This is a genomic window from Xanthomonas sp. CFBP 8151 (assembly GCF_011761885.1).
GTDB classification, from domain to species: Bacteria; Pseudomonadota; Gammaproteobacteria; order Xanthomonadales; family Xanthomonadaceae; genus Xanthomonas; species Xanthomonas arboricola_B.
On record NZ_JAASQZ010000001.1, the window covers coordinates 997,955 to 1,023,161 of the forward strand.

A 25,207-nucleotide genomic window follows, 5' to 3' on the forward strand; every position below is an offset into this window, starting at 1 on the left:
GCGCGGCCCGGGGCCGCGCCCGGCTCAGCATTCGATGACGTTGACCGCCAGGCCACCGCGGCTGGTTTCCTTGTACTTGTCCTGCATGTCGCGGCCGGTGTCGCGCATGGTCTTGATGACCTTGTCCAGCGACACCTTGTGCTTGCCGTCGCCGCGCATGGCCATGCGGCTGGCGTTGATCGCCTTCACCGCGCCCATTGCATTGCGTTCGATGCACGGGATCTGCACCAGGCCGCCGATCGGGTCGCAGGTCAGGCCCAGGTTGTGCTCCATGCCGATTTCCGCGGCGTTTTCGATCTGCCCCGGGTTGCCGCCCAGCGCGGCGACCAGGCCGCCGGCGGCCATCGAGCAGGCCACGCCCACTTCGCCCTGGCAGCCGACCTCGGCGCCGGAAATGGAGGCATTTTCCTTGTAGAGGATGCCGATGGCTGCAGCGGTGAGCAGGAAGTCGAAGATGCGCTGCTCGGATGCACCGGGGCAGAAGCGGTCGAAGTAATGCAGCACCGCCGGGATGATGCCGGCTGCGCCATTGGTGGGTGCAGTGACCACGCGGCCACCGGCCGCGTTTTCCTCGTTGACGGCCAGTGCGTAGAGATTGACCCAGTCCAGTGTGGTCAGCGGATCGCGCATCGCCGCTTCCGGTTTGGACGACAGTTCGCGATACAACGCCGGCGCGCGCCGCGAGACGTTCAGGCCCCCCGGCAACGTGCCTTCCTGGCGGATACCGCGCTCCACGCAGGACTGCATTGCCGCCCACAGCTCGCGCAGGCCGGCGCGAATGGCGTCCTCGCTGCGCCAGCTCTTTTCGTTTTCGAACATCAGCGCGGCGATGCTCAGGCCGCTGCGCGCGCATTGCGCGAGCAGTTCGTCGCCGCTGAGGAAGGGATAGGGCAGCGGCGTTTCGTCGGCCACGATGCGGTCGTCGGCGGCATCGTCCTGATTGACCACAAAACCGCCGCCGACCGAGTAGTAATCGCGCGTGGCGATCACCGCTTCATCGGCATCGTAAGCGGTGAAGCGCATGCCATTGGTGTGGTAGGGCAGCTTCTGCCGCTTGTTCATCGGCAGGTCGCGCTTTTCGTCAAAGGCGATGACGTGCTGGCCCATCAGGCTGATGCGCTTGCTGGCGCGGATGCGCTCCAGCGTGGCCGGGATGATGTCCGGGTCGATCAGGTTGGGGCGGTGGCCTTCCAGGCCGAGCAGCACGGCCTTGTCGGTGCCATGGCCACGGCCGGTCAGGGCCAGCGAGCCGAAGACTTCGGCGCGGATGCGCACCACATCCTGCAGGCGGCCGGCGTCGAGCAGCCAGCGATGCACGAAGCGCTCGGCCGCGCGCATCGGCCCCACGGTGTGGGAGGAACTCGGACCGATGCCGATCTTGAACAGGTCGAACGTGCTGACAGCCATGCTTGCCGGAGAGGTGAGCGTAAAGGCGGCTATTCTAGTCGCTCGGCGCTTGCGGCACGGCTGCAGCGCAGCATGAGAGTTCCGGATGGCCTTGGTCCTGTACCAGCGCGACGATTGCCACCTGTGCGACCAGGCCGTGGAAGTACTGGCGCAGGCACGCGCAGGCGAGTTCAGTAGCGTCTTCATCGACGGCGATGCGGCGCTTGAGTCCGCTTATGGTGAGCGCGTGCCGGTGGTGTGCGATGCGGATGGGCGTGAGTTGGGTTGGCCGTTCGATCGCCGGCGTTTGCGCGAGTGGCTGGATGCCGGCGTGCGCTGATGCAACAGGCGACAACTGTGCGGCGGCGATGCGTTTGGCACAGGCGTAAAAGACGGCGGCCCGACGAGGTAGGCCGCCGTTCAATGGCCGCGTCCGGTTGCGGCCGGTGGCGTTACTTCGCCTTGAATACCACCTTGGTGCTGATCGCGGTCTCGTTGGGAATGGTCTTGGTATCGGCCCAGTCGCCGCCGCCGACGCCGAAGTCCAGGCGCTTGACCAGCGCCTTGCCGGCCAGCACCGGCTGCGCGCCGGGTGTCCAGGTGAAGGTCAGCGTGACCGGCTTGCTGACGCCGCGCAATTCCAGCGTGCCATCGGCCGCGTACTGATTGCCGCCGAGTGCGCGGACCTTGTCGGCGCGGTAGCGCGCGGTGGCGAACTTGGCCACGTTGAAGAAGTCCGGCCCTTGCAGGGTCGAATCACGATCGTTGTTTCCGCTGATGGCACTGGCCAGGGGAATGCGCACATCGAGCTTGGCGCCGGCAAGATTGGCCGGGTCGAAACTCAGTGTGGTGTCGAAACCGGGAAACTTGCCGGTAAACACTTCGCCGTCGTACTTGCTGGCAAATACCAGCGACGAGCCGGGCGCCTGCACGTAATCGGCAGCGAGAAGCGGGGCGGCAGCGAATGTGGCCACCAGGGCGGCGGCGACCAGCAGGGGGGAGGCGAGCAATCTGGACGACATGGGGAAATCCTTCAGGGTTTGGAAGAGAGCCAACCGCGCGGCAACATCCGCACCAAGGTGGCGTCACGCTGGAACAGGTGGTGGTAGAGCGCAGCGCCGGCATGCGCCAGCACCACGGCTATCAACAACCAGAAGCCCCACTCGTGGACGAAGTGCGCAACCGCACGCAATTGTTCGTCCGGCGGGCTGAGCTTGGGCACGGCAAACAGGCCAAACCAGCGGAACGGGCGCAGGCCGCTGGTGGAGTCGTACAACCAGCCCGACAGCGGCATCGCCAAGATCATCGCGTACAGCAGCCAGTGGGTCAGCCCGGCGATGCGTTCCTGCCAGCGCGGGGTGCCGGACACCGGCGGCGGCGCGCCCGCATACAGGCGCCAGCCCAGCCGTACGATCACCAGTGCCAACACGGTCAGGCCCACCGATTTGTGCGCGGTGTAGACCCAGAAATATTTCGGCGTCTTGGGCAATTCGCCCATGGTCAGGCCGACGATGCCCAGCACCAGGATCAGCAGTGCGATCAGCCAGTGCAGGGTCTGGCTGACACCGCCCCAGCGTTCGACGTTCTTCAGGGTCATGCTCAGGATTCCGGGTTGGGGGCAGCGTCGGGGGCGGCGGGTGCGTTTTGAGGTTGCGGTTGCGGCGTGTCGTCGTCGGCGCGGCCTTCGCGCACGGCTTCGGCTTCGATACGCAGTTCCACCGTATCGCCGATCATCGATTTCCACGCGTCGATGCCGAACTCCGCACGGCTCAGCGTGGCCGTGGCAGAAAACCCGGCAGTGCGGCGGAACGGCGGCAGTGGATGGCGCTTGAGCGCATTGAGGGTGACGTCCAGGGTGACCGGGCGGGTGACCCCGTGCAGGGTCAGATTGCCGGTGACCTTGGCGTGGTTCTCGCCGCTGGCTTCCACCTGCGTGGAGACGAAATGCGCGTCGGGAAACCGCTCGGCGTCGAGTAGGTTGCGTGCCAGGGTGGCCTGGTTCCACTTGGCATCGCCCAGGTCGGCGCGGTGCAGCGGCACGGTCACTTCCAGCCGTGCCGAGGCCCAGTCGTCCGGGTCGAACACCAGCGTGCCGCTGGTTCCGGAAACGGTGCCCAACGCCTTGGAAAAGCCGGCATGTTCGACTGCGAACAGGACCCGCGTGTGCACCGGATCCAGCGCGTACCGCGCCGGCGCAGCGGTTGCGGCGAGGCTGGTCACGACCAGGGCGGGAAGCAGCAACAGGCGGGAGAGGGTTGTCATGGGCGGATTCTAGACATATCCCGCTGCACCGCGCTTGGCTTGCGCTCGCAACGATCCGTTGCGAGCATGCGGGCTGGACGTGGAAAGGATGCCCACATGCGTGCGTTTGCCGTTTTGCTCGTCTTGCTGCTGGGCGCATTGCCCTGTGCGGCGAAGATTCCGGAGATCCCGCGTTTCCGGATCGTCGGTCCCAGCGACGGACTCCCATCGACCATGGTGGTTGCGATCCATCAGGATCGTGCCGGCTATCTGTGGCTTGGCACCCTGGATGGTTTGGTGCGATACGACGGCGCAGGATTCAGGACCTGGCGACACGATCCTTCCGACCCGGCATCGTTGCCCTGCAACGCGATCCAGGCGCTGCACATCGACGCGCTGGACAGGATATGGATCGGCTGCGGCAAGACGCTGAGCGTCATGGATGCCGGACGAAGCCACTTTCGGCACTACCGCGCGGTTGACTATCCGTCGATGAAGGATGGCGAGATTTACAGCGTCGCTGCGTTCGACGGCGATATCTGGGCCGGAACCACGACCGGCGCGCTGGTTCGCATCGATACTTCCGGCGCGATGTCGTCGGTGGATCTGGGGATGGTCGATGGCAACCTTGACCAGGCCATGGTCATGAATCTTGCGGCGGACAACCGGCGGCGGCTGTGGATCGGAACCAGTAGCGGCCTGGCCTATTACGACGGAAAACGTCTGCATCGCGTACATGTCCCGGACGAACCGAACCGGCAGTCCGCCATCTTCGGTCTGCAATGGGCGGGGGACCGTCTGTGGCTGGGCAGCGAGTCGGGATTGCATGTCATGGGAACCGACGATCAATGGCTGCCGCTTCCCTGGGGGACGATGTTCGGCACCGGCAACGAATTCTGGGGTGCAGTGGCTGCCCCGGACGGCGAATTCTGGCTGGGAAGCGGACGCGGTCTGTGGCGGACCCGTGGCGAGCGTCCACCGGTCCCTGCCTTCAGCGGTGAAGGGCCGTTGTCACGCCGTAATGTCATTGGCCTGCTGGGAGCAGCCGATGGAGGGCTTTGGGTTCCGATGCATGGTACCGGCCTTGGGTATTTGCCGGCAGACTGGAAGCGCACCGCCGTGCTCAAACCACCGGTGCCGACGGGCGATGCCATCTATTGCAACCTGGCCCCTGCCACCCGTTCTGGTGGCCTGTGGCAAGTCGATGCAGAAGGGCGCTTGTTGCGTGTTGATCCAGGCACCGGCGACACGTTTCAGACAGGTCTGCAGTCGCCGCATCTCAAGGACATGGAGTTGGTATCGGCGCTGGAGGATCGCCTGCAACGTGTGTGGCTGGGCAACTTGAGCTTTGGTCTTTCTCGCATGGATCTGCGTACGGGTGAATTCATCCACTGGCCGTCCCATGGCCCTGAACCGGCGTCGGCGCTATCGGCGCCTGACTGGATCATCGAGCATGGTGACACGGTATGGATGGCCTTCATCGACATGCTGCAGCAGCGCGATTTGCGTAGCGGTCGTGTCCTGCAGCGCATTACGCAGCAAGACTTGCACGGCCTGCGCGATATCGCCGTACAGCAGCTGGAACAGGGCCCGGACGGGCGTGTCTGGGTTGCAGGCGAGGGCGGCATGTTTGCCTGGGACGACGCGTCACGCCGGTTCGTGCCGGTCGCAGGCCTGGAAGGAACGCAGATCCAGGCATTTGCCAGCCAATCGCCGGACATGGTCTGGGTGTATCGGGCCATCGGTGCAGAACAATGGAAAAAAACCGCGACACGTTGGGTGCGCGTGCGCCAAGTGGGCCAGGCTGATGGCCTGACCGGGTTCGACGCGTCCGCAATGCGGATCGACGCGCGTGGCAGGGTCTGGATTTCCAGCTTGCGCGGGCTATGGCGGATCGACCCTTCGGTAACGCCGGCACGGCTGCGCAATATCGGCACGCGCGATGGATTGACCAGCCAGGAGTTCACCCAGCATTGCCTGCTGATGGCAGGCGATATCCTGATCGGTGCGACCAGCGATGGCTCTACCGTGCTGCTGGATACAGCAATGCCCGATATCGCACCGTTCGTACCTGCATTGCAGCTGGAGCATGTCAGCGTGCTACGCAATGGCGCACGCATCGCGTTACCCATGGATCGCCCGTTTCAGCTGGGTCCTGGAGATCGCCAGTTGCAGATCGTCAGCCGTCTGCTGTCGTACAGTGATCCGCTTTCCAATCGTTATCGCAGTTTCCTGAAAGGCTTCGACACCGACTGGCAGACGTCGGGCAATGCGGGAATCCGAGAATTTGCCAGTTTGCCTGCCGGTAGCTACGAACTCGCGCTGCAAGGCGTGGATCCGCTGGGCAATCGCTCACAGATGCGCTCGCTGCGGTTCTCGGTCAATCCACCATGGTGGCGCAGTGACGCAGGCATCGCGCTCATCTGCCTGCTTGGGTTGCTGCTGAGCGCATTCCTCGCGGCCGCCTATCGTCGCCGTGTGCGCATGCGCGCGCAGTGGCAGCTGGCCCAGCACAAACGCGAGCTGGCCGAACAGGCATCGTTGGCCAAGACGCGCTTTCTTGCGACGCTCGGGCATGAAGTGCGCACGCCGATGACCGGTGTGCTGGGCATGAGCGAGTTGCTGCTGCAGACGCCGCTGGATGGACGTCAGCAGGGTTATGCCAGTGCGATCCAGCTGGCAGGCAAGCATCTGCTGCGGCTGGTCAACGATGCGTTGGATCTGGCGCGGATCGAGGCCGGCAAGCTGCCGTTGGATTACCGCGACTTCGATCTGCGTCAGCTGATCGGGCAGGTGGCCGAGCTGGTGCGCCCGAGCGCCGAGCACAAGCAGTTGGCCTTTGCGTGCGAGCTGGACGACGCGCTGCCGCCGGCATTGCATGGCGATGCCAGCCGGGTGCAACAGATCCTGCTCAACCTGTTGTTCAATGCGGTCAAGTTCACCGAGCACGGCAGCGTCAGCCTGCGTGTTGCGGTGGTGCCGCAAAGCCACAGGCACGGCATCCGGATCGACGTGTGCGATACCGGCCCGGGCATGAGTGCAGAACAGCGCGGGCGCCTGTTCCAGCGCTTCGAGCAGGCCGAAGGCGCCGTGACGCTTGCCCGGCATGGCGGCAGTGGCCTGGGCCTGGCGATCTGCCGCGAACTGGCGGCGGCGATGGGCGGTACGGTGACGGTCAGCAGCGAACTGGGGCAAGGGGCATGTTTTGCGGTCGAGCTGCCGCTGCGCTGGGTGAGTGTGCTCCCCGCGGTGCCTGCGCCTGCACGCGCAACCTCGCCGCAGGCACAGGCACCCTTGCAGCTGCTGCTGGTCGAAGACGACCCGACCGTGGCGCAGGTGATCGTTGGCCTGTTGCAGACGCGTGGCCATCAGGTCACCCATGTCCTGCATGGCCTGGCGGCGTTGGCCGAGATAAGTACGCGCAGCTTCGACGCGGGTCTGTGCGATCTGGATCTGCCGGGCATCGACGGTGCGTCGTTGGTGGCGCAATTGCGCGCGCGCGGCGTGCGCTTTCCGATCGTCGCGGTTACCGCACGTGCCGATGCCGACGCAGAACCGCAGGCCATGGCCGCCGGCTGCAATGGCTTCCTGCGCAAGCCGGTCACCGGCGAGCTGCTGGCGCAGGCACTGGCACGTGTGCTGGCCGACGCCGTCGATGCGCACGACGTGCCGGCCGCCGACTAGGAGCGGCCGACAAAGACGTAGCGCGCCCTGACGGCTGCGCCGTAGTTTTGTTGGCCACTCTGAGCCCGGCTGCCGTGGAGCGGGTCACGTGCAGTCCCGTCAGGGCGCGCGCGACCGCGCAGGTGCCGAGGGGACAGGGATACGTGAGCTAGCAGGCCACGGCCGACATGCTGGTCGAAGCGATCGTGGCTGCACGGCAGGCGCGCGCGGCTCGGGCAGTGACGGTGGAGAAGCCACGTGACGCGGGAACGGATGCGCCGCGCGGCAAGCTCGCTCGGGCTTGCTCGCACCGCGTGCGGCCCGCACTATGCGGCGACTCGTCGTGAAACCTGTCCAGTGCGCCTTTTTTTGTGTTTTTCCTATTGGTTGATCGCAGCAGTGTCGCTGTGTCTGTGCGTCGCGGTGCCACCTGCAGGGGCGACCACGCGCGCGCTGCTCACGCCGGTACCCAGTCAGGTCACGGTCGCCGACGGGCTGCCCTCGGACACCGTCAGTGAGCTGGCCGAAGACCAGCAGGGCTATCTCTGGATCGCCAGCGATGACGGCTTGGCCAGATTCGATGGCCGCAATTACCGCGTCTGGCGGATGGAAGACGGGTTGACCAGCAACGCGATCTGGACCCTGTGCGTAGATCGCGACAATCGGGTGTGGATGGGGTTCGAGAACGGCGGGGCCGGTTTTCTGGAGCCCAAGACACGCACGTTCAGGCGGCTGGAGAACCCGCAGTTTCCGGAGTTGCGCGAAATCACGGTGTGGGCGCTGGCAAACACCCCGAACGGCGATGTCTGGCTTGGTACCGCGGCCCACGGGCTGTACCGGCGACGTCCCGACGGCAGCATGCAGCGATTTTCCAACGTGCCCGAGGACCCCACCAGCCTGCCGTCCGACAGCGTGATCGGGTTCGAAGTCGCGCCCGACGGAACATTGTGGATCGGGACCCATGGCGGGCTTGCTCGCTGGGACGGTGCGCATTTTCAACGGGTTGCGCTGCCCGGAACTACGCAGGCGATCAATCGGCTGCACATGGAGCACAGTGGCGACACCTTATGGGTGTCGGATGTGGCCGGCGATGCGTTTCGTGTGGGCGCCGACGGCCAGGCGCGGCCCCAGCCATGGCAGAAAGCCGTGAGCAAGCGGCGGGTCATGGGGGTGTTGCTGCACGATCGCAGCGGGCGCTATTGGCTGGACACCGACAGCGGCCTGGGCCTGTCCACTGCAGGAACCGAGATCAGCAGCGTGCCGGTCTACAGCCTGTCGGCGCACGGCCTGGTCAGACGCAACTGGATTACAGCCTACGAAGATCGGGAGGGCGGGCTGTGGTTTGCGGCGCTCGAAGGCGGCCTGTGGCACCTGCCCCCGCATTGGGACACCTTTGCGGTACTGGCCCACCACGGCGGTGATCCACAGTCGCTGACCAATCCGTCCGTGCTGGCAACGGCGTCTTCGGCTGCCGGCGGTGTCTGGCTGGCTGGCTCGCGGCATGTACTGGAGTATCTCGATGCGGCAACCGGCCAACTGCAGACGCATCTGGCTCAGATCGACGCGCGTCCGCCCGATTCCATGCTCGAAAGCCGGCGCGGCTTGGTCTGGATCGGCGTCGAAGGAAAATTGATGCGGTATGACCCGCAGACCCGGCAAGTCAGGCGTTGGCCGTTGCGTGAGGATATCGAACCCGATCCAGACGGCGCTGCGGACCGACCGGGCTGGATGGCAGAGGACGCGCAGGGCCGACTGTGGGTGACGGTACTGGAATACGGTCTGCAAATCCGCAACCAGGAGGGGCGATTGCTGCGGACCATCGTCAATGGCGGTCATGGACTGGAGGTGTTGACCATCCTGGACATACGCCTTGGCCCGGATGGCCAGATATGGCTGAGCAACAACGCCGGTCTGCGGCGCTGGGATCCCGTTGCCGACCGATTTGTCCCCGTCGACGGTGCGCCGGCCCTGCCGACGTATCTGTTCCGGCTGGGAGAGGAGGGCGTGGTCTGGATCGGGTTGGCCGGCGAGATCCGGCGGTATCTGTGGGACGGAACGCGGCTCAAGCACCTGGATACCGTCGGAAAGGAGCAGGAGTTTCCGCTGGTGGCGCCCAACGGGCTGGTGGTCGACGCCCGGGGAGTCGCCTGGGTGTCCAGTCAACGCGGCCTGATCCGGATCGATCCGGGCAGCAGACTGGTGCGTGTATATGGGGTGCACGATGGGCTCCCCAACCAGCAGTTGCAGATCAATACATTGGTGCAGGCCGGCAGCGGGCGGATCGTCGCCGCATCGCCCGACGGCGTGGTGGTATTCGATCCGGCCACGATGCGCCCCAGCACGCGCAGGCCGCCGTTGATCATCGAACGCGTGGGCTTGCGGCGCGGGGAGCGTGGTCTGGATATCACCGGACAGGAGCCGCTCACGATGCAGGACGGCGACCGCGATCTGCATATCGTCGCGCGCCTGCTCAGCCTGGCCGATTCCGAATCCAACAGTTACCGATTTCGTTTGAGTGGCTACGATCCGGACTGGATCGATGTCGGTCCCAGCGGCGAGCGGCAGTTTTCGCGGCTGCCCGCGGGGCATTACACGTTGGAAGTGCAGGGGCGCACCGCCGACGGGATCTGGTCGGCCAGCCAGACGTTACGTTTCCAGGTGCTGCCGCCCTGGTGGTTGTCGCCGTGGGGACTGGTTTTTTTGGGCCTGCTCGCGCTATGCGTCATCGCCGCGGCGGTGCTGTTGTATCGCCGCCGCCTGCGGCGTTTGAATGCCTGGCAACTGGCGGTGCACAAGCAGGAGCTGGCCGAGCAGGCGTCGTTGGCCAAGACGCGCTTTCTGGCCACGCTTGGCCACGAGGTGCGTACCCCGATGACCGGTGTGCTGGGCATGAGCGAGCTGTTGCTCAAGACCTCGCTGGACAACAAACAACGCAGCTATACCGAATCGATCCGTCGTGCCGGCGCACATCTGCTGCGGCTGGTCAACGATGCGCTGGACCTGGCGCGGATCGAATCCGGGCGCCTGGAACTGGATCTGGAGCCGTTCTCGGTACGCCAGCTCGTGGCCGAGGTGGAGGGCTTGATGGCGCCCCTGGCGCAGGAGCGCGGCCTGCGTTTCAGCCTGGAAGTAGGGCTGCTTGGCGACATCACCGCCAGCGGCGATGTCACCCGCATTCGCCAGATTCTGCTCAACCTGCTCAGCAATGCGATCAAGTTCACCGAGCGCGGCGTGGTCGGGCTCAAGCTGACCACGCTGGGCTCGTATCAGGGGCTGCGTTTCGAGGTGGCCGATACCGGCCCGGGCATCAACGCCGACCAGAAAGCGCGCCTGTTCCAGCGCTTCGAACAGGGCGATGGCGCCAAGACCACCTCGCGTTACGGCGGCAGCGGCCTGGGTCTGGCCATCTGTCAGGAATTGGCGATGGCGATGGGCGGGCATATCGAGGTGATCAGCCGGTTGGGCGCCGGCACGCGCTTCGTGGTCGATCTGCCGCTGCGCTGGGTCGCCTCCAACGCCACGCTAGGCAGCGAGGTGGCGCGCGCGGGACGCGCGGTCGCCCCGCAGCGCATCCTGCTGGTGGAAGACGACCCCACTATCGCCGAGGTCATCGTTGGCCTGCTGCGTTCGCAAGGGCACTCGGTGGTGCATGCGCCGCACGGGCTGGCCGCGCTGACCGAAGCGGCCGACAACGCCTTCGATCTGGCCTTGCTGGATCTGGATCTTCCGGGGTTGGATGGTTTCGCCCTGGCGCGGCAGCTGCGCGTATTCGGTTACGACATGCCGCTGATTGCAGTGACCGCACGCTCGGACGAAGAGGCCGAACCCACCGCGCAGGAAGCCGGGTTCGACAGCTTCCTGCGCAAGCCGCTTACCGGAGACATGCTGGCCGACACCATCGCAGAAGCACTGCAACGCGAACGCCCGCGCGACGAGATCTAGAACCGTATGCTGCGTTGAAATCGCGCACGGCCCTGCGTTTGCGTACGGCGCCGGTCGATGCCGCAAAGGTCGCGTCATTCGGCGACTTCTTCCACCTGCCTGGGATGCGGCCGCGTCTCGGCCAGCTGCCAGAAGATCAGCGTCGACGACAAGGTGATGCCACCGACGCACAAAAAGGTTGCATGCAATGCGGCTGTGGCGCCGTGGCTGTCGCCCAGATGCGTGTTGAAGGCAGCCAATAGACTGCCCGCCGCCGCCGCGCCGAAGCCGGTGGCCAGCATCATCACCATCGACAACAAGCTGTTGCCGGGGCTGGCCTGCTCGCGATCCAGGTCGCGCAAGGTCACGGTGTTCATGACGGTGAACTGCAGCGAGTTCACCGCGCCAAAGCAGCCCAGCTGCACCAGCCGCAGCCATAGCGGCTGGCCGACATCGATCAAGGCAAAGCTGGCCATCGCCAGGCCTACCAGCACGGTGTTGAGCATCAACACGCGGCGATAGCCGAAGCGACCGACCAGCTTCACCGCGGCACGTTTGGCCGCCATGCCGGCCAACGCCACCGGCACCATCATCAGTCCGGCGTTCATCGGGCTCATGCCCAGGCCGACCTGCAACAACAGCGGAATCAGGAACGGCATCGAGCCGCTGCCCACCCGCGCGAACAGGTTGCCCAGGATGCCGATGCGATAGCTGGCCACCTTGAACAAGGCCAGCGGAAACAACGCCGCCGGCGTGCTGGCCGCATGCAGCCAGTAACCGGCCAATGCGGCGAGCCCGCCGATGGCCAGTAGCATGACAAAAGCATGGCGCAAGCCGAGCTCGGAGATGCCGTCCAGCGCCAGCGACAGCGCCACCATGCCGAACGCCAGCATCAGATAGCCGATCAGATCGAAGCGCTGGCGCGCATCGCCATAGTGGTCGGGCATGATCTTCAACGCAGCGATGAAACCGATCACGCCGATCGGCAGATTGATCAGGAACACCCAGTGCCACGAGGCGACTTCCACCAGGTAGCCGCCCAGCGTGGGACCGATGAGCGGGCCGATCAGTGCGGGAATCGCGATGAAACTCATCGCGCGCAGGAAATCGGCGCGTGCCACGGTCTTGAGCACTGCCAGCCTGCCCACCGGCAGCAGCATCGCCCCGCCAATGCCCTGCACCACGCGCGCGGCCACCAGCTGCGGCAGCTGCTGCGCGGCTGCGCACAGCAGCGAGCCCAGCGTGAACACGATGATCGCCGCAAGGAAGGTGCGCCGGGTGCCGAAGCGGTCCGCAATCCAGCCCGACGCAGGGATGAACATCGCCACCGCCAAGGCATAACTGAAGACCACCGACTGCATCTGCAGCGGACTTTCGTGCAGGCTGCGCGCCATCGACGGCAGCGCCGTATTGACGATGGTCGCATCCAGCATCTGCATGAAGATCGCCAGCGACACCAGCCATAGCAAGGGCTTGATGGTGTCGTAGGCACGCAAGGCGGAAACAAGCTGAGGCATGAGCATCGCCATAGGGAAGACAGCGCATTATCCCCGCGCCGCTGTGCAGGACGTCGCAACGGCATGCGGCACGTCGTTGCTTGAGTCCGTCGCAGTAACGCACCGATGTGCCGGTAACGAATGAGACGCGCTTCAACCAATCGCATTCAAGGTCGGCCACCTGCCACGAATCGTCGGGAAAGGGGAATGGTGGCGTGCTAATGCCCGCCATGGCTTGCAACAAGCGTTTGATTCGCTGGCGAATCCTTCGCTCCTCCGACGGGTCCAGACAAGGCAGGCGAGGGTCACTCCACGTTGCGATGGATCGATCGAGCGGGAGGTGGGGGAGCGTTGAACCTAAAAGCGGAATTCATTTCTTGGAGCTTTGCCGACGGTCTGGTCAGGGATGGCGCGACTTGGGTATGGCCGCCTTCTGAGCGCGCCGTTGATCAGGTCGGACTAATAATGGAAAAGCAGGTCTTAGACGTATTGCAGCGCGCCTATCTCCCGGGCGATCCCTTGGCGGCAATGCTCGGCAAGATCGCTGCGGAACTATCGCAGAGCGAGATCTTGAACGGTGCGACATGCGCGTTCGTCGGGGTAGCGCAAAGCGATCCGCTTGCTCCGGATCAGGCGAACGATCAGGCAACGATTGCGCGGTGTTTTCCGGTCCAGCACGCCAGGCAAGTGCTCGGTACGCTGCACGTGACCCCGGCCCACGGCGGCATGACCGCGCAGGCGATGACGCTGTGTCGGCAGATCGCAAAATGTTGTGCGTACCTGATCAAGCGCGATGCAGCGCGGACGTTGGCGGAAGACCGGCTCGCTCGATCTTTGATGATGACGGGGGTCTGCGAAGAAGTCTGGATGATCGATGCGTTCGTCGAGCAGGCCGCAGACAGTCGTTTGCCAGTCATCGTGCGCGGCGAGTTCGGCACCGAGAAAGAGGAGGTGGCCGTTTTGCTGCATGCAGCTGCACCCTGGCGAGAGGGGCCGTTCGTTGCGGTCGATTGCGCCGCTCCAGACGACATGCCGGCAACATGGTTCGAGCGCGCAATGGGAGGAACGCTGTTCCTGCAGGGCGTGGATGAGCTCGACGACGCGCCACAGCATCAACTTGCAGTGCATCTTCGGGGCAGGTCCACACCGTGGGCTATCTCGGGCGGCGGGGCCTTGCCGCGGGTGATCGCCTCCACGACCGCCGATCTGTCGCGCCGCGTACGCGCGGGGCGCTTCTCACGCGCGCTGCTGTCGCAACTGGATGTCCTGGCAATCGAGCTCGCGCCGTTGCGCACGCGGCGGGCAGACATCGGTTTTCACGTCGAGCGCGTGCTGGATCGGCATGGACTGGATCACGGTCAGGTGGTCACCGAGGTGCTGATGGACGCCCTGACGCACTACCCATGGCCGGAAAACCTCCAGGAGCTGGAGCGGGTGGTGCTGCGCCTGGCGGTCATGACTGCAGGCAGGCCGGTCGGCAGCGCCGACATCCAGCGCCACGCACCGCGTCTGCTGGAAGGCCGGGCGCAAGGAGCGCAGCACGATGCGCGCGCCACGGTGTCGCGACAGGCCGATCCTCCGGCAGAGCCCACGCCGCCGGAAACGCCGGTCGACTGGATCGACGGCCTTCCGCATCGCCCCGGGCAACGTCTCGCCACCCTGCACGACGCACTGCGGCGCGCATTGGTGCATCTGGGCGAGCACTATGCCGAGCCGCTGACCCTGGGCGATCTGGCCCGGCAGGCGCACGTTAGCCAGTCGCATCTGGGCTTTCTGTTCCGCGACGAACTCGGCACCCCGTTCAAACCGATGTTGCAGCAGCTACGGATCGAAAAGGCCAAGGAGCTTTTGCACCGGCAACCGAAGCTGCGCATCACCGAAGTAGCGCTGAAGGTCGGCTTCGGCGACCTGAGCCATTTCGAAAAGAGCTTCCGGCGGCTGGTTGGGGTAAGCCCGCGTGAGTTCCGTAGGGTCTATGGCCAGGATTGACCGTCAGATATGAGGCCCCAACTTCGTGCTGGGTTCATCGGCTGGGCCCAGCATGCGGTTGCTTACAAATGCGCCGCCTCTCAGAAAAAATTCTATTCAAGCACCGATTGGTTGGGGTGGCCGACTTGCGGCGCCCGAAAAGATCGCCCGCGCCGGGTCGTGCCCATCGGCTGTCTCTACCTCTACTACATGCGCGGCATCGATCGCGTGCGTCAGCAATCCGTCCAATCCCGCTTCACTCCTGCGCTGCCGACAACGAGCTGGCATCATTCGGCCACGGGTACGGCAGTGCAAGGATGGTCCCGGATTGCTAGCGATCAGGTCCAGCGTAGCGAAAAAGCGCAGTTGTGGCACGGTTGGGCTGCCTGTAACGCATTGGGGCGGTCGGGCGAGTGACGTCTTTCAGGGACGACTAATGAACCGCCCTGTGGTTACCGGGAACCACTGAGCCAGCAAGTCCCTTTCAATGGCCTCCGGCCTTCCTGTCAGATCGGCATAGTGCTTGATGTAAACACTGCGATGGTGCCAATTTACAAAGATCGGATCGGGGTGCAGCATCGGTAGCGATGTCAGGCCCGCAACAACCGCACCGGAACCCACGGCTGCCCATCGGTCTCCGCTTTCCGTTTCCACACATCCCATGCCGTAGCCCAGTTGCCGCATTGCGATGTAGCTTCTATCGTCCTTGAGAATTTGTTCGTAGAGTTCCAATAAGCCGGTATCCTTCAGATTCAGGCATGAGCCGAGCTGCGTCCCATTATCCCGCAGGAATGTCTCCGCAAGATGCCGCACCATTTGTCCTGGTTCCGGAAAGATCTGGTTGCCGCCGCCCTTGCCATTCTTGGATGCGTTTCCGACAAGGGTCGCATGGGCACCAGGCATGAGGATTAGTTCCTTCTTTACTTTTACGTCCGGGATGATCGGAGTAAAGCCGCGCGCCCTCTCATCGCGTGCGTATACGGCGCGGTATTCCAGCACGTTGGTATTCAGTGTTGTCCTGTTTAACTGGAAATTCAAAGGACCGGGTACCGGGTCTATCGCAAAAATGTTGACGCAGATGTGGCGGAGCTGCGGGTCGGCATACATTGCATTGGCCATCATGTGGCAGGTAACTGCGCCACGGCTCCAGCCAATGAGGTTGACGCGGTCAGGCAGTGGTGTTCGCAGGACTTTTGCTCGCGCCTTTTGTAAAGCTTGGGGAACGATTTTTCGGTGCCTATTGGCAGGGGTCCAGCCACCAAAAGTGTTCTGCGGCTCAAGTCCAGCTGCTTCGGCAGCTGCCTTTTCCCTTTGTAGGATGCGTATTTCCGCATCTGTCATTAAGGTCCTCATATGGCTGGGGTCCTTCTTGATCACCGCAATCGCGTGCTTGACGTTCTCCTCCCAGCCCGAGCCAAAAGTGGTGCCCCGAGCATCAGTGTAGTTCCCCGGGAGTGTCCATTTATCGTTTTCTTGTTGATTCCCGCTGCCCGGTCCATCCGCTATGAGCCAATCATCGAACTCCACCCCGAGATGGTTGCGTGCCAATGTGGAGATAAGCTGTCCTTCGCTGTAGTTTGCACTGTCGTAATCCAGGCTGTTCGATCCTGTCCCGCAAAAAAATACTGTGAATGTTGACATTCTTGATGTCTCCATAATCTCGGGTGGTTGGGTCGTTGTATTAATCTATGTGTGGATTACGGGGCTCGTGCACTACGGTGGTATGAGGGTGAACTCTTGATGCATTCATGGAGTGAAATGTGGCTTTTTCTGCTAAACTTTCGCTGTAGTCGAGTTGCGTGATTATTCAATGCACTGCTGTTGACCGGGGTTGTGATTGCGGCGGGCGTGTCATGTGGTGGATTTATATAAATCCACCCATGATGTTTTGCATCAAATGGCCTTGAAGCGAGTCACGTACTTTTGTCAGTTGGATGACATAGGAGGAATAGTCGTTCTCCGACTCGAGAAGGTAGTTGATGAGCAGCGTGAGAGAAGCTAGGACGCAATTGAAGCTATTGAATCCGTCACCATTCTTCAGTGCGAAGACATTTATTTCCGGAGCCACAGCACGGAACCATCGCGGGAAATTTCCGGCATCCTCCTCTGTTACAGGTATCTCGAAACTGACGCAGGTCGGGTCGTCAAGCATGGCGCTATCATCTTGCCAGTGGCCTCCACCGCCTTGGCCAAAGAACGCCCATGGATAACCCGACACATTCGGTACCAGTCCCCTGACGAACTGGACCCGCCCGCGAAGACGAGACAGAACGGCCGTATGACCTGTAAATTGCTGTAACAGGGGGGAGCGCGATAATCTTGAGGATCCGATTCCCATGTTTTGCTCGGTCCAAGCGATCAAGGTCGGGTCGGGGTCGACTTCATAGCGCATGTCTGGCCGGTGCCTCCAACGTCCTTGGTGTCGTGAGATGCCTGCGATGCCGACGGAATTGGTTTGTTCTGACATCAAATCAACTATTACTGTCATTTCACATCTCCTTTCGGGGCGGAAGGTGCAGGCCGGCATATGTCGTACCGAGATCGAGCGACCTGATGGCGGAGTTCTCTTGCCGCTGCGGTAATGCGTACTCGTGGGCTGGCTGCTGCAGGCGCTAGGTTTTATGCGGTTAGATCGGCATGATCCCGGTCTGCGGGGATACGCGTATGCACGCTCGATACAGACGTGGGCTCTTGGACAGGGGTGTCGGAGCGTTTAGTAATACCGCCGATTTCTCTATACTTTATTGGGGAAAGTCACAGTTATTATTCTTTCCGAGGGCGCTAGCCAATCGTTGCAGGGCCCTTTGGGCGAGGGTTGCTATGGAATATTGATGTGATTCCATGGAGGTAGGTCCGCACCAGGCGTTGATCCGGATTCGGCTTTGGCCTGGTTTCGACGAGTGCGTTGGCGGATTGATTGACGCAGGTGATGCGCTTATCCGGTCGTTTAATGCATTGAATCAGTGCGGGGGAAAGTGGGGTGATGCGTGGTGTCGTCTATCGATGCAGGGAGTGTCGGGTTGGTTGCAAGGGATCTTCATGCATTGCTGGAGTTTATGGGTTTCTGCTTTTTCCCGATGCAGGAAATACGCGCAATCACGCCGAGCTCGGATCGGCTAAACTCGAATAACTGAGGTCAACTTCCAGCCCATCGCACGGCGTACCAGGAAGCGACAGCACCGCATCCTGTTCGTATTGCCAGAGCATGGCCTGGGAATAGCCGCAGCCGGCCGGATCGGAGGGCTGGACGTGCCGGATGTCGCCGGCGTAGAGGTGACGCCCTGCCGTGGAGACCCGCCAGGCCCAGACGCGCGGGGAGGGGCGGGGGCCGATCCGCGACAGCAGTTCCACTGCGCGCGCGTGCGAGCAGTACAGGCCGGGCGAAAAACCATTGCCCAACAGCGCGGCGATCCACATACGGATGTAGTCGATGGCTGCTTGTGGCGGGCTGCCGCCATCTTCCCAGTCGAGATAGACCACCGCGCCATCGGGAAAGCCTTCGGCGCGTGCCAGCGCTGCGGCCTGTGCACCATCGAGGCTGCCCTGCCGGGCGGTGACGTCGTGCGAACCGGGGCCGACCGTCTGCTGACCAAGGTAGACGGGCGCCAGGCCCCAGCCTTGTGCGATCAACGCAGCGCGTTGGCCCATCCAGCCGGTGTCGGCATGGCTTGGCGCCGGTGCCAGGTAGTAGCCGCACCACGCCAGCTCGGCCTGGGTCTTGAGCCAGTCAAGGGCGGGCAATCCGGGGAATTGATCGGTGTCGAAGCCTGTGTAGAAGGTCATGTCGGAATTCCTTCGGATCGGGCGTTGGCTGGGCCGGGGCTAGATGGCCGCGGCAAGTGGAGCTGCGCTGCTGGATCAACGTGGCGGCGGGGAGCCGGCAGACCGGCGCCAATGAGACCGGACGGGTTCATCGCGAGACCGGCTTCATCGCAACGCCGAAACGCATCGCTCCGTCAGCTGGCTATTCCGTCGTCGGCGTTCGGAGTGGCCGGCGACGTCGCCGCCATTGCCTGCTCGGTCTGCTGCTGCGCGGCGGTCACCGCCGCAGCGGCGGCCTGTTCGGCCTGCTGCAGTGCCTGGTTTGCGCTATCGATCGCCTGGTCATTGCCAGCTGCGGCGGTCGCGGCGGTTGCGGCCTGCATGGCCGCCCGTACTGCCCTATCGCTGGCCGCCATCGCCTGATCGATCTGGGCTTGCGCCGCTTTCAGCGCCGCTTCGATCTGCGAGGATCCTGACGATTGCGCAGTGGAGGCTGGTGTCTGGTCCGGGGGCGTGGGCTGAGTATCGTCGGACATGCTGGTATCTCCTGAAGTGGACGCGGAATGGAGCGGGGTGACGGCATCGGCACGCGATGGTCGCATCGGCGCGGCGAGTGGTGCGGTTTCGGTTGGGCGCTGCGCTGCAAGCGCGCGCAGCCTCTCACCCAGTGCGTTTTCGGCCTGCGCCATGCCCTGGCGTGCGGCCGCTAGGGCAGCGGCGCGACCTGCATGCACCGCTTCGCGCGCCGCGTCGGCGGCGCTGGTCGCAAGCGGGGCCTGGTCGCCGGCCGCAGCAGGCGGCGGCGGTGCGCTCACTGCGTGGCCTCCGCATCCGTGTCTTGCGAGGTGGTGGGTGATGCAGGTGCGGCACCGAAGTCGCGCAGCGAGATGACGCCGTTGTTGACCTGCAGCAGCGCAGCCAGGGTGTCGTTGTGCATGGAGAACATGCAGCTGCTGCCGTCCTGGCCCAGCACCCCACGGCTGGGCCGGTTGGCCGCCAGGAATGCCTGCGCCGACTGCAGGTAGAGGCGGATCGCGTCGCTCGCTGCCTGGTCGTCGCCTTCGCCTCGGTAGCGGGTGTGCTGGACGATCTGCTGGGCCGCTAGCGATAGCCGCGCGAAGCCGATCTGGCGACCGCGTGCCAGCCATTCGGCCACGCTGCGCTCGACCTCGTTGGGCGAAGGCAGCCCCTGGACCTGTGGGCAGTCCAGGGTAGTGAACAGCTGCGGCAACAGCGTCTGCAGCGCCGAAGCCGCCGCATGCGCGCGCTCGTCCGCAGCTGCGATGGTGGCGCTGCAGGCCAGGTAGAAGCGGTAGTAATCGCAGAATTCCAGCGGCGTGCGCGCCTGCTCGACCGCGAAAGCCGCTGCCTCCTGTTGCAGTGCCGGCGTCACGTTGGCCGGCGGCGCGTCTGCGGCCAGTTGGCGTAGCGCCAGGCTTTCTTCCAGGTCCAGCGACTGGAACACGCCGGCGCCATCGATCTTCAGCTGTGTCAGCAGGCTGCGGCCTGCGGCCAGGTCGCTTGCGGTGTACAGGGCGTTGTCACGGAAGATGCGCTGCAGCTGCGCCTTGACCACCGAGCCGGTGTCGCCGGCCTCTGCCTGCGCCAGCGTGGCCAGGTCGGTCGGGCTAAAGGTCATCAGCTTGACCGGGCCGACCTTCAGTTCCAGCTGCGGCAACAAGGCCAGGCGCGAGCCGTGCAGGCCTTGCTGCACCTCGTCGAGCAAGCTGCTCTCGTCGGGAAAGTCATAGCGCACACCGGGCGACTGGATCGCCCATGCCAGCCACTGCGTGCCTCCATCGATGAAGGCCAGGCACTGCCTGCCCAGCGTCGAGAGCATCGTCGGCATCGAGATCAGGCGGCCTGCGATCGAAACGGACATTGCATGACTCCTTGTGAGGTCAACCAGCGGGGAAATTCTTCAGCACCAGCCCGGCCGCCGAACCGATCCTGGCGAAGTCGTCGGTGGCGCCCTGCATCAGCGCCTGCGCCTGGGTGAGTGCGGTGACGTACTTGTCATCGCCGGTGGCCAGGTACTGCGCCATCGCCACACCAACGGCCGTGGTTGCGATCGTGGAGACATTGCGCAACGCGTCGGTGGCGTCCTGCACCGCAATGGCGGTGGACTGCGCCACCGATTGGTAGGCTTTGCCGGCTCCGCTGGTCAGCACGACCTGCGGGCTCATGGTCGCCAGCTGCACCTGGTTGATGACATCGATGACCTGCGCATTGACCTTTGTCGGTTCCATCTTGGTTCCTATGGAATGATCGGCCGCCTTTCAATGAGGCCTGGTGGTAGGGGTGGCTGACCTCATCTCTGCAGACGGCCTACGACTGAGCAGGCGGCGCAGGTGCAGGTGCAGAGCTAGATGCAGATGCAGGTGCAGCAGGAGCAGCAGGTGCAGATGCAGCAACAACAGGGGGTGTGCCAGCAGCTGCAGCTGCGGGTGAAGTTGCCGGTGCAGCAGCAGGAGCATCAGGAGTGGCAGCATGATCGGGGCCGGCGCCGGGGGCGGGGGGAGTGGCGGGCAGGGGCGGCGGGACGCTCAGCGCATGCACTTCCATGAGGTCGGCGGTGGCGGTCGCAGCATCTGCCGAGGCGCCTTGTGCTTGCGTCTTCAGCACGTCGACGGCCACCTTGGCTTCCGCCGCGGCGGCGGCGATGAGCGCTGCCGGCGGGGGCGGTACAGGGGGAGGGCCAGGCAACGGCGCAACCGTAGGTGGTGGTCCGGGTGGCGCAGGCGGTGGTAGTGGTGGCGGAACCGGGAACGGTGCCGAGATCATCTTGGCGCAGGCGGCGGTGATCGCTGCTGCATTGATCATGCCGGCGCCTTGCTGCCGGTTGACGGCGTTGTGCATCGCCATGCCCAGCGTCTCCAGCATCACGGCATCGAGCATGCCGAGCGCCTGTGCGGGTGCCTGACCGGTGGTCAGCGTGACGATGCTGCTCACCGCATCGACGATCTGGCTGTTCACGCTACTGTCGTCGATCATGACGAAGTCGCTCCCTTCTGGATGATTAAGGCAAGGATCTGGGTGAGAGCTGCATCGGCAAGCACCTGCCCGCGCTGCTGATTGGCAACCGCGTTTTCCATTGCCAGGGCGATGGAGTCCGACAGCGCCAGATAGGTCGCCGCCATCGCGAAGGCCGGCGCCTGCCCGATGGCCATCGCCGCGCCTGTAGCGGCAGTGCCGACCAGGCTGGCGACGCTTGCGGCCTGCGCGCTTGGCTCCATGACGGGGCACTGGCGTCGGCGTTCTAGGCCAACGACGGCCTGCGCTGTTCAACGCCAGCCGACGCCGAGAACAGCACGGTGTTCTGTGGTTCGTGTCTGCACGCGTACTGCAAGGCCACGCCATCGGGCACGCGTTCCAAGAATGCAAAGTTGCCTTGCGGCAGGTTGATAACGCTATCCAGCTTCTGGCGATAGACCAACGGTTGCGCGCCGGGAATCACCGGCAGGATGCCGTCGAACTCGACGTTGATCACTGCCTTTTGGTGCGGCGCGAACGTCGCCACAATGGTGCGGCCCCGGATCAGTCTGACGACGACGTCCAGGGTGTTGGACGTCGGGATATGACGTAGTTGCAGCATGAGGCGTCCTTTCTCGATTCGATCAACGAAACCGCGTGGGGTTGGCATCACATCGCTTAGTCAACCGGGCGCCGCTCGTGCGGCAGCAGCGGCGCCCGGTGGCCGATCAGGTCAGACCGAGGATTTGCCTGGTGGCGACGCCTTCGGATGCGGTATCGACCGAATACAGGGTGGACACGCCCTGGGTCGTCGATGCCTGCATCGTCACGTAGGACTGCTGCTGGTTGTTGGTGGCGTTGTGCGCGGCGTTGGACAGCGCCTGGCTGGTGGCAACGAACAGGTTGCCCATTGCAATCGCCGGCGCATCGCCGAGGACCTTGGTGTTGACCTGGGAAACGGAATCGGTGATCTGGCTGTTGACGGCGGTCGGAAAGGCCATGGTGATAGCTCCTTGAGGTAGTGAAGAAATGAAGACGCTGCGGCGTTAGCGGTTAGCCGAGAATCTTCTTGGTGGCGGCACCCGTGGCGCCGGTATCGAGCGAATACAGCAGCGAAACGCCCATCGTGGTTGCTGCCTGTGCGGTGACATACATCTGTTGTTGCGCGAGTGTTGCGTTGTGGGCCGCATTTGCCAGCGCCTGCGCGGTGGCCTGGTACAGATTGCCCATGGCTGCGGCTGGAGCGCTTCCCAATACCTGCAGATTGGCCTGGGTAACCGAGTCGGTGATCTGGTCGTTGACGGCGGTGGGAAATGCCATTGGCGCATGTCCTTGGCGTTAGCCGGGCCGTCAGACGCCCAGGATCTGCTTGGTGACGACGCCGCTGGTGGCGGTGTCGATGGAGTACAGGGTGGCCACACCCATGGTGGTGGCCGACTGCGCGGTGACATAGCTCTGCTGCTGCGCGTTGGTCGCGTTATGGGCAGCATTGGCCAACGCTTGTGCGGTTGCCTGATACAGATTGCCCATCGCGATGGCCGGTGCATCGCCCAGGACTTTGGTATTGACCTGGGTGACGGAATCGGTGATCTGATTATTGACTGCAGTCGGAAATGCCATTTTCTTCTCCTAAAGATTCGAGTTAGCGCGAGACGAGCCCAGGCACGCCGGTGCTCAGAACCTGCTTGGTCGCAACCCCGGTGGTGGCGGTGTCGATGGAATAGAGGGTGGCCACGCCCATGGTGGTGGCCGACTGCGCGGTGACATAACTCTGCTGCTGCGCATTGGTCGCGTTATGGGCGGCATTGGCCAGTGCCTGCGCGGTGGCCTGGTACAGATTGCCCATGGCGATGGCGGGGGCATCGCCCAGCACCTTGGTATTGGCTTGTGTGACGGAGTCGGTGATCTGGTCGTTGACGGCGGTTGGAAATGCCATGCGTTTCTCCTTGTTCTCGAATGAGTGGAGCGTTTGAACAAACGTGACGATGTCGAGGTTCGGCAGGCGGCCTGCCTGTCCGGAGATGTGCTGCAGTGGCACCGCATCACCGTGGAGAAACAGTAGATCTCCTTGCTCCGGAAATATTGGTTTAAACGACGGCAATGCCGGGCTTATCGACGTGAAGCCGATCCGCTTTAGAGCGGTATGCGAGGTAATGACGCGTTTTGGAACGGCGTGCGGGGAATGTCGCGGGGAATCGCGAAGGGAGTTACACAAAGACCATGCGGAACAGGCGAGCACAGGCCGCTCTTGACGCAAGGCAGGAAAGCTCGCGTCCGCTTGGCGATTCTTTGCGGCAAGTTAATGGCCAGCCGACACGCTGTCGGAGCCTTGCGAAACCGGAGCCCAGGCGCATCGATGATTGACCGCAGTGCGGTTGAGCGCGGCGCGCATCACCTCGCAGTGACGTCGGCAGGGTGCTCACTGCCGCACATCACTGGGGTGGCGGAATAACGTTCAACGGAACGAGGCGGGCAGGCCGTGTTTGGAGCGGATGCAGACGCGATGCGGGTGAAGGCATGGAGGCTGGCCTTGCGATCGCTGAAGACTGCCTTCGTCGCTGTGCCGCGTGCCTGGGGTGGCCTGGCAGCAGCAGAGACGTCCCGGCGGTGCTGCCGATCTATTGCTGATGCAGCCACCGCCCGTCATCACGCTCAGCGCGCGCTACTCGGGTGCGCGCGTTGAGCGGCGGTGGACAGCACACCGGTGCGCTGTCCACCCGTGCCTTGGCCTTACCGCTTGCTCAGCGTCTGCACCGCTTCCACCAGCACACCCACATGTTCGGGATTCATATCCGGCGACATGCCATGGCCGAGGTTGAAGACATGGCCTTCGCGCGAGCCGCCGTTGCCTTGTGCGTAGCTGTCCAGGGTCTTGCCGACCTCGGCGCGGATCGCCTCGGGCGAGCTGTACAGGGTGGCCGGGTCCAGGTTGCCTTGCAGGGCGACGCGGCCGCCGGCGCGCTGGGCGGCGTCGGCCAGGGAGATGGTCCAGTCCACGCCTACCGCTTCGGCGCCGCTGGCCGCCAGCTCGTTCACGTAGGCGCCGTTGCCCTTGCCGAACAACACCAGCGGGGTGCGCTCGGCGCCGTCGCCGCGTTCCAGCTCGCGCGCGATGCGGGTGAGGTAGGGCAGCGAGAATTCGCGGTACATCGCCGGCGACAACACGCCGCCCCAGGTGTCGAACACCTGCAGCGCCTGTGCACCGGCCGCGCGCTGCGCCGACAGGTAGGCGATCACCGCATCGGTGACGGTGCCGAGCAGGTGATGCAGCACGTCCGGCGCGTTGAAGGCCATGGCCTTGATGCGCGCGTATTCCTTGCTGCCGCCGCCTTCGATCATGTAGCAGGCCAGCGTCCACGGGCTGCCGGAGAAGCCGATCAACGGCACCGCGCCGTCCAGCTCGCGGCGGATCAAACGCACCGCATCCATCACGTAACGCAGCTCGGTTTCCATGTCCGGCACGCCCAGCCGATGGATCGCGGCGGCATCGCGCACCGGGTGGCGGAATTTGGGGCCTTCGCCTTCGACGAAATACAGCTCCAGGCCCATCGCATCGGGAATGGTCAGGATGTCGGAGAACAGGATCGCCGCGTCCAGCGGAAAGCGTTGCAGCGGCTGCAGCGTCACTTCGCAGGCGATCTCGGGGTTCTTGGCCATGCCCAGGAAGCTGCCCGCGCGCGCCCGGGTGGCGCGGTATTCCGGCAGGTAGCGGCCGGCCTGGCGCATCAGCCACACGGGGGTGCGGTCGACGGGCTGGCGATTCAGGGCACGCAACAGGCGATCGTTCTTGAGCATGG

General features: G+C 64.0%; 23 protein-coding genes. 4 read left to right on the top strand and 19 right to left on the bottom strand.

The genetic code is table 11. The features are described from left to right. Positions 1-24 precede the first annotated feature (24 nt). The gene (locus tag FHT08_RS04140; RefSeq protein ID WP_104535996.1) at positions 25-1,407 is read right to left on the bottom strand and encodes an L-serine ammonia-lyase; all 1,383 of its coding nucleotides are present in this window, start codon (positions 1,405-1,407) and stop codon (positions 25-27) included. Between the two features lie 85 nt (positions 1,408-1,492). Between FHT08_RS04140 and FHT08_RS04145 the strand changes: the two genes are divergently transcribed. After that, complete coding sequence (locus tag FHT08_RS04145) at positions 1,493-1,726, top strand: glutaredoxin family protein (protein WP_104605613.1); 234 nt, start codon at positions 1,493-1,495, stop codon at positions 1,724-1,726. Positions 1,727-1,838: 112 nt separating this feature from the next. Here FHT08_RS04145 and FHT08_RS04150 read toward each other — a convergent pair whose 3' ends face one another. From FHT08_RS04150 to FHT08_RS04160, 3 genes are read right to left on the bottom strand one after another with little or no spacing between them, the layout of a single operon-like run. Continuing rightward, complete coding sequence (locus tag FHT08_RS04150) at positions 1,839-2,408, bottom strand: YceI family protein (RefSeq protein ID WP_104535994.1); 570 nt, start codon at positions 2,406-2,408, stop codon at positions 1,839-1,841. An 11-nt stretch (positions 2,409-2,419) separates the two neighbouring features. Beyond that, positions 2,420-2,983, bottom strand: coding sequence for a cytochrome b (locus FHT08_RS04155; RefSeq protein WP_166774378.1), 564 nt, complete (start codon positions 2,981-2,983; stop codon positions 2,420-2,422). 2 nt (positions 2,984-2,985) lie between these two features. Then, the gene (locus FHT08_RS04160) at positions 2,986-3,648 is read right to left on the bottom strand and encodes a YceI family protein (RefSeq protein WP_166774379.1); all 663 of its coding nucleotides are present in this window, start codon (positions 3,646-3,648) and stop codon (positions 2,986-2,988) included. Positions 3,649-3,744: 96 nt separating this feature from the next. Here FHT08_RS04160 and FHT08_RS04165 point away from each other — a divergent pair, with 96 nt between their 5' ends. Both FHT08_RS04165 and FHT08_RS04170 read left to right on the top strand, forming a co-directional pair. Beyond that, positions 3,745-7,311, top strand: a complete 3,567-nt coding sequence (locus tag FHT08_RS04165; protein ID WP_104535991.1) for a hybrid sensor histidine kinase/response regulator — start codon at positions 3,745-3,747, stop codon at positions 7,309-7,311. 378 nt (positions 7,312-7,689) lie between these two features. After that, positions 7,690-11,232 carry an ATP-binding protein gene (locus tag FHT08_RS04170; RefSeq protein WP_343204131.1) on the top strand — a complete coding sequence of 1,181 codons (3,543 nt, stop codon included), beginning with the start codon at positions 7,690-7,692 and terminating at the stop codon, positions 11,230-11,232. A 74-nt stretch (positions 11,233-11,306) separates the two neighbouring features. Here FHT08_RS04170 and mdtD read toward each other — a convergent pair whose 3' ends face one another. Then, the gene (gene mdtD, locus FHT08_RS04175; protein ID WP_104605752.1) at positions 11,307-12,728 is read right to left on the bottom strand and encodes a multidrug transporter subunit MdtD; all 1,422 of its coding nucleotides are present in this window, start codon (positions 12,726-12,728) and stop codon (positions 11,307-11,309) included. Positions 12,729-13,172: 444 nt separating this feature from the next. Here mdtD and FHT08_RS04180 point away from each other — a divergent pair, with 444 nt between their 5' ends. Then, a complete protein-coding gene (locus tag FHT08_RS04180; protein ID WP_166774381.1) occupies positions 13,173-14,696 on the top strand; it encodes an AraC family transcriptional regulator in 1,524 nt (507 codons plus the stop codon). A gap of 402 nt (positions 14,697-15,098) precedes the next feature. On the opposite strand, the gene FHT08_RS04185 is transcribed toward FHT08_RS04180, so the two are convergent. From FHT08_RS04185 to hemE, 14 genes are all read right to left on the bottom strand, one after another. Next, on the bottom strand, positions 15,099-16,316 hold the full coding sequence (locus FHT08_RS04185; RefSeq protein WP_102580871.1) for a hypothetical protein: 1,218 nt from the start codon (positions 16,314-16,316) through the stop codon (positions 15,099-15,101). Between the two features lie 223 nt (positions 16,317-16,539). Next, positions 16,540-17,163, bottom strand: a complete 624-nt coding sequence (locus tag FHT08_RS19935) for a hypothetical protein (RefSeq protein ID WP_223293132.1) — start codon at positions 17,161-17,163, stop codon at positions 16,540-16,542. Between the two features lie 608 nt (positions 17,164-17,771). Next, on the bottom strand, positions 17,772-18,458 hold the full coding sequence (locus tag FHT08_RS04195) for a glycoside hydrolase domain-containing protein (RefSeq protein ID WP_166774382.1): 687 nt from the start codon (positions 18,456-18,458) through the stop codon (positions 17,772-17,774). Between the two features lie 173 nt (positions 18,459-18,631). Continuing rightward, complete coding sequence (locus FHT08_RS19940) at positions 18,632-18,973, bottom strand: hypothetical protein (protein ID WP_243848943.1); 342 nt, start codon at positions 18,971-18,973, stop codon at positions 18,632-18,634. Positions 18,974-19,248: 275 nt separating this feature from the next. Beyond that, positions 19,249-20,319, bottom strand: coding sequence for a hypothetical protein (locus FHT08_RS04205; protein WP_166774383.1), 1,071 nt, complete (start codon positions 20,317-20,319; stop codon positions 19,249-19,251). Between the two features lie 19 nt (positions 20,320-20,338). After that, the gene (locus FHT08_RS04210) at positions 20,339-20,686 is read right to left on the bottom strand and encodes a hypothetical protein (RefSeq protein WP_024939226.1); all 348 of its coding nucleotides are present in this window, start codon (positions 20,684-20,686) and stop codon (positions 20,339-20,341) included. A gap of 79 nt (positions 20,687-20,765) precedes the next feature. Next, complete coding sequence (locus tag FHT08_RS04215; protein WP_166774384.1) at positions 20,766-21,431, bottom strand: RebB family R body protein; 666 nt, start codon at positions 21,429-21,431, stop codon at positions 20,766-20,768. After that, positions 21,428-21,607, bottom strand: coding sequence for a RebB family R body protein (locus FHT08_RS04220; protein WP_243848944.1), 180 nt, complete (start codon positions 21,605-21,607; stop codon positions 21,428-21,430). The genes FHT08_RS04215 and FHT08_RS04220 overlap by 4 nt, the downstream gene beginning before the upstream one ends. Positions 21,608-21,696: 89 nt before the next feature. Further along, the gene (locus FHT08_RS04225) at positions 21,697-22,032 is read right to left on the bottom strand and encodes a hypothetical protein (protein ID WP_104535983.1); all 336 of its coding nucleotides are present in this window, start codon (positions 22,030-22,032) and stop codon (positions 21,697-21,699) included. 106 nt (positions 22,033-22,138) lie between these two features. Beyond that, entirely contained in the window at positions 22,139-22,411 is a 273-nt protein-coding gene (locus FHT08_RS04230; RefSeq protein ID WP_047696493.1) for a RebB family R body protein, read from the bottom strand. 52 nt (positions 22,412-22,463) lie between these two features. Beyond that, positions 22,464-22,730, bottom strand: coding sequence for a RebB family R body protein (locus tag FHT08_RS04235; RefSeq protein ID WP_104535982.1), 267 nt, complete (start codon positions 22,728-22,730; stop codon positions 22,464-22,466). Between the two features lie 30 nt (positions 22,731-22,760). Beyond that, a complete protein-coding gene (locus tag FHT08_RS04240) occupies positions 22,761-23,030 on the bottom strand; it encodes a RebB family R body protein (RefSeq protein ID WP_104535981.1) in 270 nt (89 codons plus the stop codon). A 22-nt stretch (positions 23,031-23,052) separates the two neighbouring features. Then, complete coding sequence (locus FHT08_RS04245; RefSeq protein ID WP_104535980.1) at positions 23,053-23,346, bottom strand: RebB family R body protein; 294 nt, start codon at positions 23,344-23,346, stop codon at positions 23,053-23,055. Between the two features lie 794 nt (positions 23,347-24,140). Then, positions 24,141-25,205 (bottom strand): uroporphyrinogen decarboxylase, encoded by a 1,065-nt coding sequence (gene hemE, locus FHT08_RS04250; protein ID WP_166774385.1) that lies wholly within the window; start codon positions 25,203-25,205, stop codon positions 24,141-24,143. Between the last annotated feature and the right edge of the window lie 2 nt (positions 25,206-25,207).